The following is a 13,054-nucleotide window of genomic DNA, read 5'->3' as shown; positions in this document are numbered from 1 at the left end:
CGGCCAAACTTCCGGAGGTGACGCGCAATCGTCAGGGACCTGCGCGTGAACGAGCAGATTCGCGTGCGCGAGGTCAGGGTCATCTCGCCCGAGGGCGAGCAGCTGGGCATCTTCCCGACCCACGAAGCCCTGCGCATGGCCTACGAGCGGAACATGGACCTGGTGGAGGTGGCACCGCAGGCCCGGCCGCCCGTGTGCCGCATCATGGACTACGGCAAGTTTAAATACGAGCAGGCGAAACGGGATCGGGAAGCGCGCAAGCGGCAAAAGATTGTGGATATCAAAGAGGTCAAGATGCGGCCGCGCATCGACCAGCATGACTTCGAGGTCAAGCTGCGCAATGCCCGGCGGTTCCTCGAGGACGGCGACAAGGTCAAGGCCACCATCATGTTCCGGGGGCGGGAGATCGTCCATGCCGACCTGGGGCGCCAGGTGCTGGAGCGCCTGGCCAGGGCGGTGGAGGACATCGCCACCATCGAGCGCCGCCCCGTGGTGGAAGGCCGGAACATGACCATGGTCCTGGCCCCACGCCCCCAGGTGGTGGGTGCGTCCCGCGCCGAGGCCCGGCCGGCGGCCGGGGAGGGCGAGGGCGCCGCGGGTCCTGCGGGCGAGGAATCGCGCGCCACATGACATCCGGTTCGTCCCATGACCGGTGACGGGGCCTGGCCGCAACCCGGTGGCCGCCGCGGGGCGGCCACCCGGCGGTGAGTCCCGGCATCCGTGCAAGCCGCCCGCAGCGGCTAGCTTGTCTGACAATGTGCCAATTCTCCAACGTTGACCGAAGGAGGCGGGCCCCATGCCCAAGATGAAGACCCACCGCGGTGCGGCCAAGCGGTTCCGCCGGACGGCGCGGGGGCGCTTCAAGCACCAGCGCAGCAACCGCGGGCACCTGAACGAGAAGAAGACGGGCAAGCGCATGCGGCGCCTGCGCCAGCCCGCGGTGCTGGGTAAGGCTGACACCAGGACCGTGCGCAAGCTGCTGCCGTACCAGTAAGGCCGCTACGGTCCAGGCGGCCATGGCCGCCCGAGGACCAGCGGCAGGCCCCGGCGGGAAGCAGCGACGGTCCCGCCGCGGCGCGCGGTGGCAGTCGACGCGGCATCATGCCATCCGCCAGCAAGGCGTCGCCAGCAAGGCGTAAGGAGGAAGGTTTTCATGCCACGGGTCAAGGGCGGTCCCCGGACACGCCGCCGGCACAAGAAGATCCTGAAGCTCGCCCGCGGCTATTACGGCCGGCGGAGCAAGACGTTCCGTGCTGCCAACGAACAGGTGCTGCACTCCCTCTGGTACGCTTACCGGGACCGGCGGGCACGCAAGCGGGACTTCCGCCGGCTCTGGATCCAGCGGATCAACGCGGCCGCACGGCAGTACGGGCTGTCCTACAGCCGGCTGATGAGCGGCCTGCGCAAGGCCGGCGTGGGGCTCAACCGGAAGGTGCTGGCCGACCTGGCCGTCCGGGACGGAGCGGCCTTCCGGGCGGTGGTGGAACGCGCCCGCCAGGCCCTGGGCACCTGACGCCGGGCCGGCGGCGCGGGGCGGCTCGCCACGGCGGGCCGCCCCGCTTGTTCTTCCGTTCCAATTGATGGGCCTTCATCAGGAGGAACCCGCTACGCGATGTCCCGATCCGCCGGTTCAACAGGCAACGGCCCTGGCCCGGAGGAACCCGGCACCCGGTGGGCTGCCGGCGAAGGCCGGGCCGGTCCGGTCCGCGAGCCCAACCCGGCCCGGGTGCTGGCCCTGGGGTTTGCCGGGGTCATCCTGCTGGGCGGCCTGCTGCTGAGCCTGCCCTTCGCCTGGGAGCCCGGCCACCGGGTGAGCTTCCTGGACGCCCTTTTCACGGCCACGTCGGCGGTGTGCGTCACGGGGCTCGTGGTGGTGAACACCGCCGAGACCTTCTCCACGGCGGGCGAGCTCATCATCCTGGCGCTGATCCAGGTGGGCGGCCTGGGCATCATGACCATGTCGACCCTCTTCGCCATCCTGGTGGGCAAGCGCATCACCTTCCGGGAGCGCCTGCTGATCCAGGAATCCCTGGGCCAGCTCTCGCCGGCGGGCATGGTCCGGCTGGTGCTGTACGTGGCGGCCGTCACCGCAGGATTTGAAGTGGTGGGGGCGACCCTGCTCACCCTGTACTGGTGGCAGGCCTACGACATGCCCTTCGGCCTGGCGGCCTATCGCGGCCTCTTCCACGCCGTTTCCGCCTTCAACAACGCCGGGTTCGACGTCTTTGACAGCCGGCGGCCCAGCCTGGAGCGGTTCGCCGGTGACCCGGTCATCACCCTGACCATCGGCGGGCTGATCGTGGCCGGAGGCCTGGGCTTCACCGTGCTGGCGGACCTGGGCCGGCGTCTCCGCCATCCGCGGCACCGGCTGTCCCTGCACACGCGCTTGGTGCTGTGGACCACGGCGGCCCTGCTGGTGCTGGGCACGGTGCTGGTGGCGGCCGGCGAGTGGTCGAACCCGGCCACCATGGGCCGGCTCTCCCCGGGGGGCCGGTTCTGGGCCGCCCTCTTCCACTCCATCACGCCGCGCACGGCCGGCTTCAACATGCTGCCCATGGCCGAGCTGACCAACCTCACGGTCCTCGCCACCATCCTGCTCATGTTCGTCGGCGGCTCGCCGGCAGGCACGGCCGGCGGCATCAAGACCACCACCCTGGCCCTGCTTCTGGCCACGGTGCGGGCCACCGTCCGCGGCGAGGACGAGCTGGTGCTGATGGAGCGGCGCATCCCCACGCTGGTCGTGGCCAAGGCCCTGGCCCTGGCGGTGATGGCCGCGGGCCTGGTGCTGGCGGTGACCGTGGGCATGCTGCTCTGGGACGGTCATTCCCTGGAGGCGACGGTCTTTGAGGTGGTCAGCGCCTTTGGCACCGTCGGCCTGAGCCTGGGCATCACGCCGGAGCTGACGGCGGCGGGCAAGGTGCTGATTCTGCTTACCATGTATGCTGGGCGGGTCGGGCCCCTGACGGTGGCCGTCGCCCTGACCCGGCGCGGCCGGCGCCCGCGGGCGGTGCGGTACCCCGAAGAGCGGGTGCTGGTGGGATAGGCTGCAGGCCGTGGCGGCACGCCAGGCCGCGGCAGCTCCGGCCCGGGGAGGCCGCCGCGGCGGCCGCGACGATCCTTGCCGGGGGCGCCCCGGCAAGGACCCAGGAAGAGGTCAAGGAGGGGAAGGGCGGATGCCCGTCCGGGAGTTTGCCGTCATCGGGCTCGGCCGGTTCGGCCGGGCGGTGGCGACCACCCTGTACGAGATGGGGTTCAGCGTGCTGGGGATCGACTCCGACGAGCAGGTGGTGCAGGACATGGTCCAGCACGCCACCCACGTGGTGACCGCCGACGCCACCGACGAGGACGTCTTGCGGTCCTTGGGCCTGCGCAACTTCGACGTGGTGGTGGTGGCCATCGGCGACCTGGAGGCCAGCGTCCTGGTGACCCTCATGCTGAAGGAGATGGGGGTCCGGCGGGTGGTGGCCAAGGCCGTCAGCGAGCATCACGGCCGGGTGCTGCAGCGCATCGGCGCCGACCGGGTGGTCTTCCCCGAGCGGGACATGGGCATTCGCCTGGCCCAGCGCATGGTATCGGCCCACTTCCTGGACTACATCGAGGTCTCGCCGGACATCAGCGTGGTCGAACTTCAGGCCGGCGGGGACATGGTGGGCAAGACGCTGGAGCAGCTGCGGCTGCGCAACCGCTTCCGGGTGACGGTCATCGCCCTCCGGCGCGGGGACGAGGTGATCGTGGCCCCGGGCGCCGGGGCCACCATCCAGGCGGGGGACCTGGTGGTGGTCATCGGCAGCAACGAGAACATCCGCCGCATGCAGGAAGAACTCGGCCTCTAGCCGCCCGGTACCGGCCGTGACCCTGCCCTCCGGCATGGCCCCGCCCGCCGGCGGGACCAGCGGGCGGCCTGCCACCGGGCGTGCAACCGGGCAGGGGAGGGACCGCAGGCCAGCGCCATGCTCATCACATCGCCCCACAACCCGCGGATCAAGCGGCTGCGCCAGCTCCAGGAGCGTCGCCACCGCCGGCGCCTGGGCGCCACCCTGGTGGAGGGGCGTCGCTTCGTGGCCGAGGCGCTGGCGGCCGGCCGGGTCGTCCGCCAGGCCGTGTACACCGCCGCCTTTGCATCCTCGGCGGCAGGAGCGGCTCTGCTGCGCGACCTGGCCGCGGCCGGCTGCCAGCTGGCGGAGGTGCCGGACCGGCTGCTGGCGGAGGTGGCCCTGACCGAAACGCCCCAGGGGATCGTGGCGGAGGTGGCCGTGGACGAACCCGGCCCCGCCGGTCCCAGCTGGTGGCAGGGAGTGGCAGCGGCCTCCCTGCCCCTGGCCCTGCTGCCCGATGGCGTGCAGGACCCGGGCAACCTGGGGACCCTGTTGCGGGCGGCCGAGGGGCTCGGGGCGGCGGGAGCCGTGATGGTACCGGGTACCGTCGATCCCTTTCACCCTCGGGCCGTGCGGGCGTCGGCCGGCGCCTGCCTGCGGCTCGCGCTGGCCCGGGCGGGCGACGCGGCGGAGGCCGCCCGCGCCGCCCGGGCGGCGGGCCTGGCGGTGTGGGTGGCCGAGGCCGGTGCGGCCACCGCCTGCTGGGATGTGGACTGGCGCCGCCCCGCCCTGCTCGTGGTGGGCAACGAAGGGGCCGGCGTCAGCCCCGCGGTGGCCGGGCAGGCCACGGGCCGGGTGGCCATCCCGCTGGCGGGGGGCATCGGGTCCCTTAACGTGGCCATGGCCGGGACCATCCTGCTCTACGAGGCGGCCCGGCAGGCTGCGAATTCCGGTTCCGGGCCCGGGACCGGCCAGGGGGCGGGGGCCCTCTCCTGAGCGGCGGCCCTCCGGCCGAATCGGGTGGCCGCAGCCCGTCCCGAGAAGCCCGGTCGCCCAGGTTCAGTCGCCGAAGAAGGGCAGGTCGAAATCGAACAGATCGTCGAGAAAGTGCTTGCGCCGCTTGCGGCCGTAGGGGTGACGCGTGTACGGGACCTCATGGCCGGTCTCCCCGCGGTGCCGGAAGTCTTCCTCCTCCCAGCGCTCGGCGCCGGCCAGGAGCTTCTCCAGCTCGCCCCGGTCGAGCCACACGCCGCGGCACTCGGGACACACGTCGATGGTCACGCCGCGACGCTGGACCTCGCGCATGGGCACCTCGCACAACGGGCAGCGGATCATGATCCCACCTCCCAGCCCATGGTAGCCCAGGGGGCCGGGCGGAGCCAGCCAGACCCGCAGGGCAGGGCCGGTGGAAAAGGCCCGCACCGGGCCCGGGGCGGGGTTTGGGATGGCCGTGCCCTGGCGCTGGTTGTGGGATTTCCCGGAGCCATGCTATAATGCCCGCAACTGGCAGGCGGCCGCCAGGCAGGGAGAGGTGCGGAGATGGGTCCGCTGACGGCCGACGTCTTCTGGCAGCTGTTCGAGCGCACCGGGTCGGTGGTGGCGTTTCTGCTGTACCGGTTGTTCCTGGGCGCCGACGGCTGACGGGCGCCGGCAGCGGCGGCAGCCGGTGGGTGCCATGGCAACCGGATCCGTACCGTCACCGCCCTCAACGGCATGTCCCAGGGGCCGGTTCGACAACCGCCCCATCGCCGAACCGCCCATCGGCGGCGGGCGCAGGCCGATCCCAGGCGGCGCCTCCCTTCAGCGTAGCCAGCGACAGCCAGGCGATCTTCCAGCAGATCTGCGAGGAACGGGTCGAGTAGTCCGGAGACGGCCCTGCAGAGAGGGCGGGCCGGAGGCTGCAAGCCCGCCCGGGCGACGGCCGGATGAAGTTCCCCCGGGAGCAGGCGGCTGAACGGGCGAGATGCGGCGGCCAAGCCGGTGTGCGGTGGAAGCCGGTTCGTCCCAGTAGGTCGTTCCGGGAGGGGCCCGTTATCGCCCCAGCGGTCGGTCACGGTGTCGGGGCCCAGGGGCGTGGCGCCCGGCGTGGCGCCCGGCGCCGTCGCAGCGGCCCGGGCCCGGGTTGTGCCGTGCCGACCCGCCGAGGCGCCGTGCCGCGAGGCCGGCGCGAACCAGGGTGGTACCGCGGAGCTCGTCCGCCCCCGGAGGGGGCGGCTTTTTTGTTGGCTGCAAACCCGTCTAGGGGACGTCCCCATGGACGTGCACGGCCCCGTCGAGGCACGGCCAACCCGTAACGCGCAGGGCCGGCCGAGCAGGGGTTAGGGAAAGAGGTGGCACGTGGTGACCCAGGGTGCGATGGAACCCCAGCAGGGGAGACAGGCGCCGCCGGTGCGCGGCGAGGATCCCGGCGCCGGCAGGGGTACGTCCGGCCCGGCTCCCGATCCGGAGGGCATCGCCCAGCTGCAGCACCAGGCGGAGGCCGCCATCGCCGCAGCCGAAAGCCTGGCGGACCTGGAACGGTTGCGGGTCGAGTGGCTGGGCAAGAAGGGCCGTATCAGCCAGCTGCTGCGGCAGATGGGAAGCCTCCCGCCCGACCGGCGGCCGGCCTTCGGCCAGCGGGCCAATGCGGCCCGGCAGGCGGTGGAGGAGGCCCTGTCGCGGCGTCGCCGGGAGCTGGAGGCCCAGGAAGAGCGGCGCCGCCTGGCGGCGGAACGGATCGACGTCACCTTGCCCGGGCGCCCGGTGCTGCGGGGGCGGCGGCATCCCCTGCGCCGGGTGGAGCTGGAGATCATCGCCATCTTCCGGGGGCTGGGGTTCACCGTGGCCGAAGGGCCGGAAGTGGAGCGGGATTACTACAACTTCGAGGCCTTGAACATCCCGGCGGACCATCCGGCCCGCGACATGCACGACACCTTCTACCTGACGGACGACATCCTGCTGCGCACCCACACCTCCCCGGTCCAGGTGCGCTACATGCAGGCCAGGACGCCCCAGCTGCCGGTGCGGATCATCGCCCCGGGCCGGGTGTACCGCCGGGACGACGATGCGACCCACTCGCCCATGTTCCACCAGGTGGAGGGCCTGCTGGTGGACCGGGGGGTCAGCTTTGCCCACCTGAAGGGCACCCTGGCCGAGTTCGCCCGGCGCATGTTCGGCCCCCAGACCCGCTACCGGTTCCGGCCGAGCTACTTCCCCTTCACCGAGCCCAGCGCCGAGATGGACGTCTCCTGTCCCCTGTGCGGGGGCAGCGGCTGCCGCACCTGCGGCGGCAGCGGCTGGATCGAGATCCTCGGCTCGGGCCTGGTCCACCCGGCGGTGCTGCGGGCGGGGGGGTACGACCCGGAGCAGGTTTCGGGTTTCGCCTTCGGCATGGGCATCGAGCGCATTGCCATGATCAAGTACGACATCGACGATCTGCGCCTGTTCTTCCAGAACGATCTGCGGTTTCTCGGCCAGTTCCGCTGAAGGCCGGGGTGGGGCGCGGTGCCCCAGGCCGCGGGGCGTGCCGGCCCCTGAGGACGGGCCGGTTTCGGCGACCGGGCCCCCTGGCGGGCCGGACGGCCTGGCGGGCGGTGCCCCACGGCCCCGGCCGGTCGCCCGGCGGTGCCCCGCGGCCCCGGCCGGTCGTGCCCGCCCGGTCGCCGGGCCCGCCCGGTCGGCAGGGTGGGACAGGGGATAAGGTGTTGCGCTGACGGGGAGGAAGGCCAAGGTGCGCGTGCCGGTGGAGTGGTTGCGGGACTTCATCGACGTGGAAGAGGATGCCCGGAGCCTGGCGGAGCGGCTTACCGCCCTGGGGCTGGAAGTGGAGGCCGTGGCGGTGGTGGCGCCCGAGGCCCGGGGTGTGGTGTCGGCCCGGGTGGAGACGGTGGAACCCCACCCCGAGGCAGCGGGTCTCAAGGTCTGCCGGGTGGCGGCGGGACCCGCCGGCCGGTTCACGGTGGTCACGGGGGCACCCAACGTGCGCCCCGGCATGGCGGTGGCCATGGCCCTTCCCGGGGCGGTGCTGCCCGGGGGGATGAACATCGGCGTGCGGGACGTGCGGGGCGTGGCGTCGGAAGGCATGCTGTGCTCCATCGCCGAGCTGGGCCTGGGGGACCAACCGGCCGACCGGGCCGGGCTGGCCGACCTGGAGGACCTGGCCGGGGGCGACCCCGCGGAGGTGCCCGCGGCGGGGGCGGACCTGGCTCCCTGGCTCGGCTGGACCGAACCGGTGCTGGAGCTCAGCCTGACGCCCAACTACGCCGCCCATTGCCAGAGCATCCTGGGCATCGCCCGGGAGCTGGCGGCCGCCACGGGCCGTCCCTGGCGCTTTCCCTGGGACCGGCAGGGGGAAGGGGGATCCGGCAGGCAGGCCGCCGCGGGTGTCCCGGCCGCGGACGCCCCGGGGCCGGAGGCGCCGGGCGGGCCCGGCGGCGGCGGATCCGGGTGGGGAGAGGCTTCTTCAGGGCCGGCGGAGGCGTTCCTGGGAGGCGACTGGCCTGTAAGGGTCCGCATCGCCGACCCTGAGGGGTGCGGCCTGTACGTGGCCCGGATCCTCCTGGATGTGCGGCCGGGCGGCTCGCCCCTCTGGCTGCGCCGGCGCCTGGTGGCGGCCGGCATGCGGCCCATCGACCGCATCGTCGACGTGACCAACTACGTCATGCTGGAGCTGGGCCAGCCCCTGCACGCCTTCGATGCGGAGGCCGTCGGCGGGGGGACGGTGGTGGTCCGCTCGGCGGCGCCGGGGGAGGTGCTGGAGACCCTGGACGGCCGCCGGCGTACCCTGGCGAAGGACGACCTGGTCATCGCCGACGCCTCCCGGCCCATCGGCCTGGCGGGGGTGATGGGCGGCGGCAATTCGGAGATCACCCCGTCCACCCGGGTGGTCCTGCTGGAGTCGGCCTGGTTCGAGCCGCGGCGGGTGCGGCGCACCGCGCGGCGGCACGGCCTGCTGACCGAAGCGGCCCAGCGCTTCGAGAAGGGGGTTGACCCCCAGGGCGTGGTGCGGGCCGCGAACCGGGCCATGGACCTGTTCCAGCAGGCCGGCGCCGGCCGGGCGGTGCCGGGTGCCGCGGTCGCCCGGGCCCGGACCTTTCCCGAGCGTCGGCTGCCCTGGCGTCCCCAGCGGCTCCGCCAGTGGCTCGGGGTCGACCTGGACGACAGGACCATGGCGGGTCAGCTGGAGCGGCTGGGGTTTGCCGTGGACCCCCAGGCGGGGCAGGTCCGGGTGCCCTCCTACCGCACCGACATCGAGGGGGAGGTGGACCTGGCCGAGGAGGTGGGCCGGGTCTACGGCCTGGACCGGATCCCCGCCCTGCTGCCGGGCGGGATCCCGGCGCCCGACCAGGTCTCGCCTCGGCTGGCGCTGACCTGGCAGGTGCGGGAGGCCCTGGCCCGGGCCGGGGCCCAGGAGGTGGTGAGCTGGGCCTTCACCCGGCCGGCGGTGTGGGACGGGCTGAGGCTCCCGCCGGACCACCCCTGGCGGCGGGCCATCCCCCTGCTCCACCCCTTGGCGGAAGAACACAGCCTCTTGCGCACCACCCTGTTGCCCGGCCTGCTGGACGTCCTGGCCTACAACGCCCGCCGGCAACAGGCGGGGGCGCTGGTGTACGAGGCGGGGGCTGTGTTCGTCCCCCAGTCTCTGCCGCTGGAAGAGTTGCCGGCGGAGCCCGTCCGGGTGGGCCTGGCGGGTTTCGGCGAGCTGGGCGGCCTGCACTGGGCGGCGACGCCGGTCCCCATGGACTTCTTCACCCTGAAGGGCGTGCTGGAGGCGCTGCTGGACGAGCTGGGCATCCCGGCGGCGGCCTGCCGCTGGGAGCCGGTGGAGGAGCCGTGGCTTCACCCGGGCCGGGCGGCCGGACTCTGGCTGGAGGGGCGGCGGGTAGGCTGGCTGGGCGAGCTGCATCCCCAGGTGGCGGCGGCCTGGGACCTGGCGGTCCGGCCCGTGGCGGCGGAACTGGACCTGGAGGCCCTGCTGCCCGCGGTGCAGCCCGTACCCGCCTACCGGCCGGTGCCCCGGTTCCCGGCGGTGCGCCGCGACATCGCGGTGCTGGCTCCCCAGGAGATGCCCGCGGCGGCCATCACCCAGCGCATCCGCCAGGTGGCGGGCCCGCTGCTGGAAGCCGTTCACCTGTTCGACCGGTACACGGGGCAGCCGGTGCCCGAAGGGCAGGTCAGCCTGGCCTTCGCGCTGGTCTACCGGGCGGCGGACCGCACCCTGACCGATGAGGAGGTCGACGGGGTCCACGGCCGGGTGCGGCAGGCCCTGGCCGACATGGGGCTGACCCCCCGGTCCTAGGGCGGCTTGCCGGGGCGCTCGCCCGGCGGGCTGGGCCTTCCCGCCAGGGGGCGCCGGGGTGCCGCGTCCCGGACCGGCCCTGGGTTCCCCAGCCGGCGGGCGCGGCGGTCCGCACGCCGGCTGGGGCGACCGCCGGAGGTGGCGGCCGGGGGCGGGAGGGCCCGCACTCGCGGGGGTGACGGGAGAAGGGCTCTCCCGGGGCTCCGTTTCCGAAAGCGGCAGGAAACGGCGGGTGCTATCCGAAAGCACTATCGCGGGAGGGGCCCGGACATGCGTGATGTGCCTCCGGCCGGGGGTCAGGACGAGGGGACAACCCACCGGGTCACGGTGCGGATCTTCGGGGAGGAGTACGTCCTCCGGGGTGAGGCGCGCCCGGCGTACATGGAACGCCTGGCCGACATGGTCGACCGGCGCATGAACGAGATCGCCAAGCGCCACCCGCGCCTGGGCATCACCCGGATCGCCGTCCTGGCCGCCATCAACCTGGCCGATGAGCTCACCAAGCTGGAAGAGCAGTACCAGCGCGTGCTCGGCATGCTGGAGCGGGAATGGGACCGGCGCAAGCGGGAACTCAACGGCCGTTCGTCCGGGCAGGGCGCGCGCACGGCCGCACCCGGTGCCACGGGCGGGAGCGGCGGGGTACCGGCGGGACCGGGCAGCGGCGGCGCGCCGGGAAGCACTGCCGCGGCCGGGCAGGGGCTTCCGGCGGGAGGATCTGCGGCAGGGCCCGGCGGACCGGCCACGGGGCGGCCTGATGGCTCCTGGTCCGGCGGGGCGTCCCCGGCCGGGGATGACCGGTGAGCCCGCAAGAAGGCACCAGCCGCAGCCCGCGCCCTGGCGCCGCCGGCGGGCCCGGGGATTCCGCCGGACCGGTGGACGGCGCCCGTTCTGCCCGCCCGGAATCCGCGGGCGGGACCGGTGGCGACCCGCCCGGCGGGGCCGCTTCGGTACCCGCCATGACCAACAAGCGGGTCGCCGCCCTCCTGGAAGAGATCGCCGACCTGGTGGAGATCGACGGCACCGACGCCCGCAAGGCCGGCGCCTACCGCCGGGCCGCCCGCACCGTGTCCGCCCTGCGGGACGACCTGCGCCAGTACCTGGAAGGCGACCGCCTGCTTTCCCTGCCGGGGATCGGCCCCGCCATCGCCGCCAAGATCCGCGACTTCTACGCCACCGGTTCCACCCGCCTGCTGGACGAGCTCCGTGCCCGGGTGCCGGCGGGAGTGCAGGCCCTGCTGGCCGTTCCCGGCCTGGGCCCGCGGACGGCGGCACGGCTCTTCCACGAGCTGGGCATCGACTCCCCCGCCGCCCTGAGGGACGCCCTGGAGGATGGGCGGGTGGCCGCCCTGCCGGGCATGGGGGAGGCTCGGACCCGCAAGCTGCGGGAGGCCCTGGACCGGCTGGACCGGGAGGGCCGGTGGCTCAACCTGGGGGAAGCCCTGGCGGTGGCGTCCGCCGTGGCGGAAGAACTGGGCCGGCAACCCGGTGTGGTGGAGGCGCTGCCGGTAGGCGCCGCCCGGCGCGGCGTGGAGCAGGTGGAGGCGGCGGAGGTGCTGGTCCTGGCGGAGGAACCGGCGGTGGTGGCCGCTGCGGTGGCCGCCTGGCTCGGACCGCAGGACGGAACGGCAGCCGCCTCCGGCGGCCTTGATGCCCCGGCGGGGGCAAGGGCCGGTAACCGGGATGCCCCGGCGGGGGCCGGCGGCAAGGGCGCTCCGGTGGGGCCCGATAGGGACGGCAGCCTGCGGGTTCTGGCCGGGACCACCGGCGAGGGCTGGCCGGTGCGGGTCACGGTGGCGCCCCTGGCTGCGCGGGCCGCAGCCCTCCTCTACACCACGGGCAGCCAGGCCCACTGGCGCCAGTTGCAGCAGCGGGCCCGGCAGCGGGGATGGGAACTGGAGCCGGCGGGGTTGCGGTCCCCGGGGCGTGGCCGTGAAGGAGCAAGCGGCGAGGAAGCGTCCCTCTACCGGTGCCTGGGTCTGGAGCCCGTTCCTCCCGAACTGCGGGAAGGGCAGGGTGAGGTGGAGGCCGCCGCCGCGGGCCGGCTGCCCCGGGTGGTGGCCGTGGCCCAACTGCGGGGCGATTTGCATGTCCACAGCCGCTGGAGCGACGGCGCCGCGTCCATCGCCGAGATGGCCGCGGCGGCCCGGGCACGGGGTTACCGGTATCTGGCCATCTGCGACCACAGCCGCTCCCTCAAGGTGGCCCACGGGCTGGAGATCGCGGAACTGGAGGCCCAGTGGGCCGAGATCGACCGCCTGAACGGCGAGCTGAAGGCGGAGGGGGTCGATTTCCAAATCCTGAAGGGGGCGGAGGTGGACATCCTCAAGGACGGGCGCCTGGACTACCCGGACGAGATCCTGGCCCGCCTCGACGTGGTGGTGGCGTCGGTCCACACCCACCTGCAGCTGGACCGGCAGGCCATGACCGAGCGCCTGCTGGCGGCGGCCGAACACCCCCACGTGGACATCATCGGCCACCCCACGGGACGCCGGCTGGGTTTCCGGGACCCCTACGACGCCGACCTGGAGGCGGTGATCGCCGCCGCCGCGCGTTACGGCACCGCCCTGGAGATCAACGCCTCGCCCGAGCGCCTGGACTTGCCTGCCGTCTGGGCCCGTCGCGCTGCGGAAGCGGGGGTCTGGCTGGTCATCGACACCGATGCCCACGCGCCGGAACAGCTCGAGCAGGTGGTCCTGGGCGTCAAGGTGGCCCGCCGCGCCTGGGTCGAACCCGGCCAGGTCCTCAACACGCTGGACCGGGACGCCCTGCTGGCGTGGCTGGAGGCGCCCAAGGGCCGGCGGCCCGGGCCGCCAGGGACTGCTGGCGCCTGAAGGGCGGCAGGGTGATTCGGCCCAAACGGCCCCCAAGACGACAGTTCGGGGCGCCGTGCGGCTCCGGCCGCCGGGAGCCGGCCAGCCGGCCCGTGCGGGTAACCCGGCCGCCGGCTCCAATAGGAGGTACG

11 protein-coding genes are annotated in these 13,054 nt (G+C 73.8%); 10 read left to right on the top strand and 1 reads right to left on the bottom strand.

Features of this window, described 5'->3' with window-relative positions:
* Positions 1–45: 45 nt before the first annotated feature.
* From infC to THESUDRAFT_RS06565, 6 genes are all read left to right on the top strand, one after another.
* Positions 46–630: a translation initiation factor IF-3 gene (gene infC / locus THESUDRAFT_RS06590; protein ID WP_006903982.1), complete on the top strand. Its 585-nt coding sequence runs from the start codon at positions 46–48 to the stop codon at positions 628–630.
* 166 nt (positions 631–796) lie between these two features.
* Positions 797–994, top strand: coding sequence for a 50S ribosomal protein L35 (rpmI, locus tag THESUDRAFT_RS06585; RefSeq protein ID WP_006903981.1), 198 nt, complete (start codon positions 797–799; stop codon positions 992–994).
* 159 nt (positions 995–1,153) lie between these two features.
* Positions 1,154–1,513, top strand: a complete 360-nt coding sequence (rplT, locus tag THESUDRAFT_RS06580; RefSeq protein ID WP_006903980.1) for a 50S ribosomal protein L20 — start codon at positions 1,154–1,156, stop codon at positions 1,511–1,513.
* 99 nt (positions 1,514–1,612) lie between these two features.
* On the top strand, positions 1,613–3,043 hold the full coding sequence (locus THESUDRAFT_RS06575) for a TrkH family potassium uptake protein (RefSeq protein ID WP_006903979.1): 1,431 nt from the start codon (positions 1,613–1,615) through the stop codon (positions 3,041–3,043).
* Between the two features lie 130 nt (positions 3,044–3,173).
* Entirely contained in the window at positions 3,174–3,833 is a 660-nt protein-coding gene (locus THESUDRAFT_RS06570; protein ID WP_006903978.1) for a potassium channel family protein, read from the top strand.
* 117 nt (positions 3,834–3,950) lie between these two features.
* On the top strand, positions 3,951–4,811 hold the full coding sequence (locus THESUDRAFT_RS06565) for a TrmH family RNA methyltransferase (RefSeq protein ID WP_006903977.1): 861 nt from the start codon (positions 3,951–3,953) through the stop codon (positions 4,809–4,811).
* A gap of 63 nt (positions 4,812–4,874) precedes the next feature.
* Here the strand turns inward: THESUDRAFT_RS06565 and THESUDRAFT_RS06560 are convergent, their stop codons facing one another.
* Positions 4,875–5,150: a TFIIB-type zinc ribbon-containing protein gene (locus THESUDRAFT_RS06560; RefSeq protein WP_006903976.1), complete on the bottom strand. Its 276-nt coding sequence runs from the start codon at positions 5,148–5,150 to the stop codon at positions 4,875–4,877.
* A gap of 1,005 nt (positions 5,151–6,155) precedes the next feature.
* On the opposite strand from THESUDRAFT_RS06560, the gene pheS reads away from it, so the two are divergent.
* The 4 genes from pheS (at position 6,156) to THESUDRAFT_RS06540 (ending at position 12,923) form a co-directional block, all read left to right on the top strand.
* The gene (gene pheS / locus THESUDRAFT_RS06555) at positions 6,156–7,280 is read left to right on the top strand and encodes a phenylalanine--tRNA ligase subunit alpha (protein WP_006903971.1); all 1,125 of its coding nucleotides are present in this window, start codon (positions 6,156–6,158) and stop codon (positions 7,278–7,280) included.
* Positions 7,281–7,524: 244 nt separating this feature from the next.
* Complete coding sequence (gene pheT, locus THESUDRAFT_RS06550) at positions 7,525–10,092, top strand: phenylalanine--tRNA ligase subunit beta (RefSeq protein ID WP_006903970.1); 2,568 nt, start codon at positions 7,525–7,527, stop codon at positions 10,090–10,092.
* Between the two features lie 270 nt (positions 10,093–10,362).
* Entirely contained in the window at positions 10,363–10,893 is a 531-nt protein-coding gene (locus tag THESUDRAFT_RS14430; RefSeq protein WP_006903968.1) for a cell division protein ZapA, read from the top strand.
* Entirely contained in the window at positions 10,890–12,923 is a 2,034-nt protein-coding gene (locus THESUDRAFT_RS06540; RefSeq protein WP_006903967.1) for a PHP domain-containing protein, read from the top strand. The genes THESUDRAFT_RS14430 and THESUDRAFT_RS06540 overlap by 4 nt, the downstream gene beginning before the upstream one ends.
* The last annotated feature ends 131 nt before the right edge of the window (positions 12,924–13,054 follow it).

The organism is Thermaerobacter subterraneus DSM 13965, from assembly GCF_000183545.2.
Lineage (GTDB): Bacteria > Bacillota > Sulfobacillia > Thermaerobacterales > Thermaerobacteraceae > Thermaerobacter > Thermaerobacter subterraneus.
The sequence above is the reverse complement of the archived record's forward strand: the minus strand, read 5'-3'. Positions and strand labels throughout refer to the sequence as shown.

Coding starts and splice junctions, on each gene's coding strand:
- THESUDRAFT_RS06560 (WP_006903976.1), bottom strand. CDS start 5,150: ATGATCCGCTGCCCGTTGTGCGAGGTGCCCATGCGCGAGGTCCAGCGT.
- rpmI (WP_006903981.1), top strand. CDS start 797: ATGCCCAAGATGAAGACCCACCGCGGTGCGGCCAAGCGGTTCCGCCGG.
- THESUDRAFT_RS06570 (WP_006903978.1), top strand. CDS start 3,174: ATGCCCGTCCGGGAGTTTGCCGTCATCGGGCTCGGCCGGTTCGGCCGG.
- THESUDRAFT_RS14430 (WP_006903968.1), top strand. CDS start 10,363: ATGCGTGATGTGCCTCCGGCCGGGGGTCAGGACGAGGGGACAACCCAC.
- THESUDRAFT_RS06575 (WP_006903979.1), top strand. CDS start 1,613: ATGTCCCGATCCGCCGGTTCAACAGGCAACGGCCCTGGCCCGGAGGAA.
- THESUDRAFT_RS06565 (WP_006903977.1), top strand. CDS start 3,951: ATGCTCATCACATCGCCCCACAACCCGCGGATCAAGCGGCTGCGCCAG.
- rplT (WP_006903980.1), top strand. CDS start 1,154: ATGCCACGGGTCAAGGGCGGTCCCCGGACACGCCGCCGGCACAAGAAG.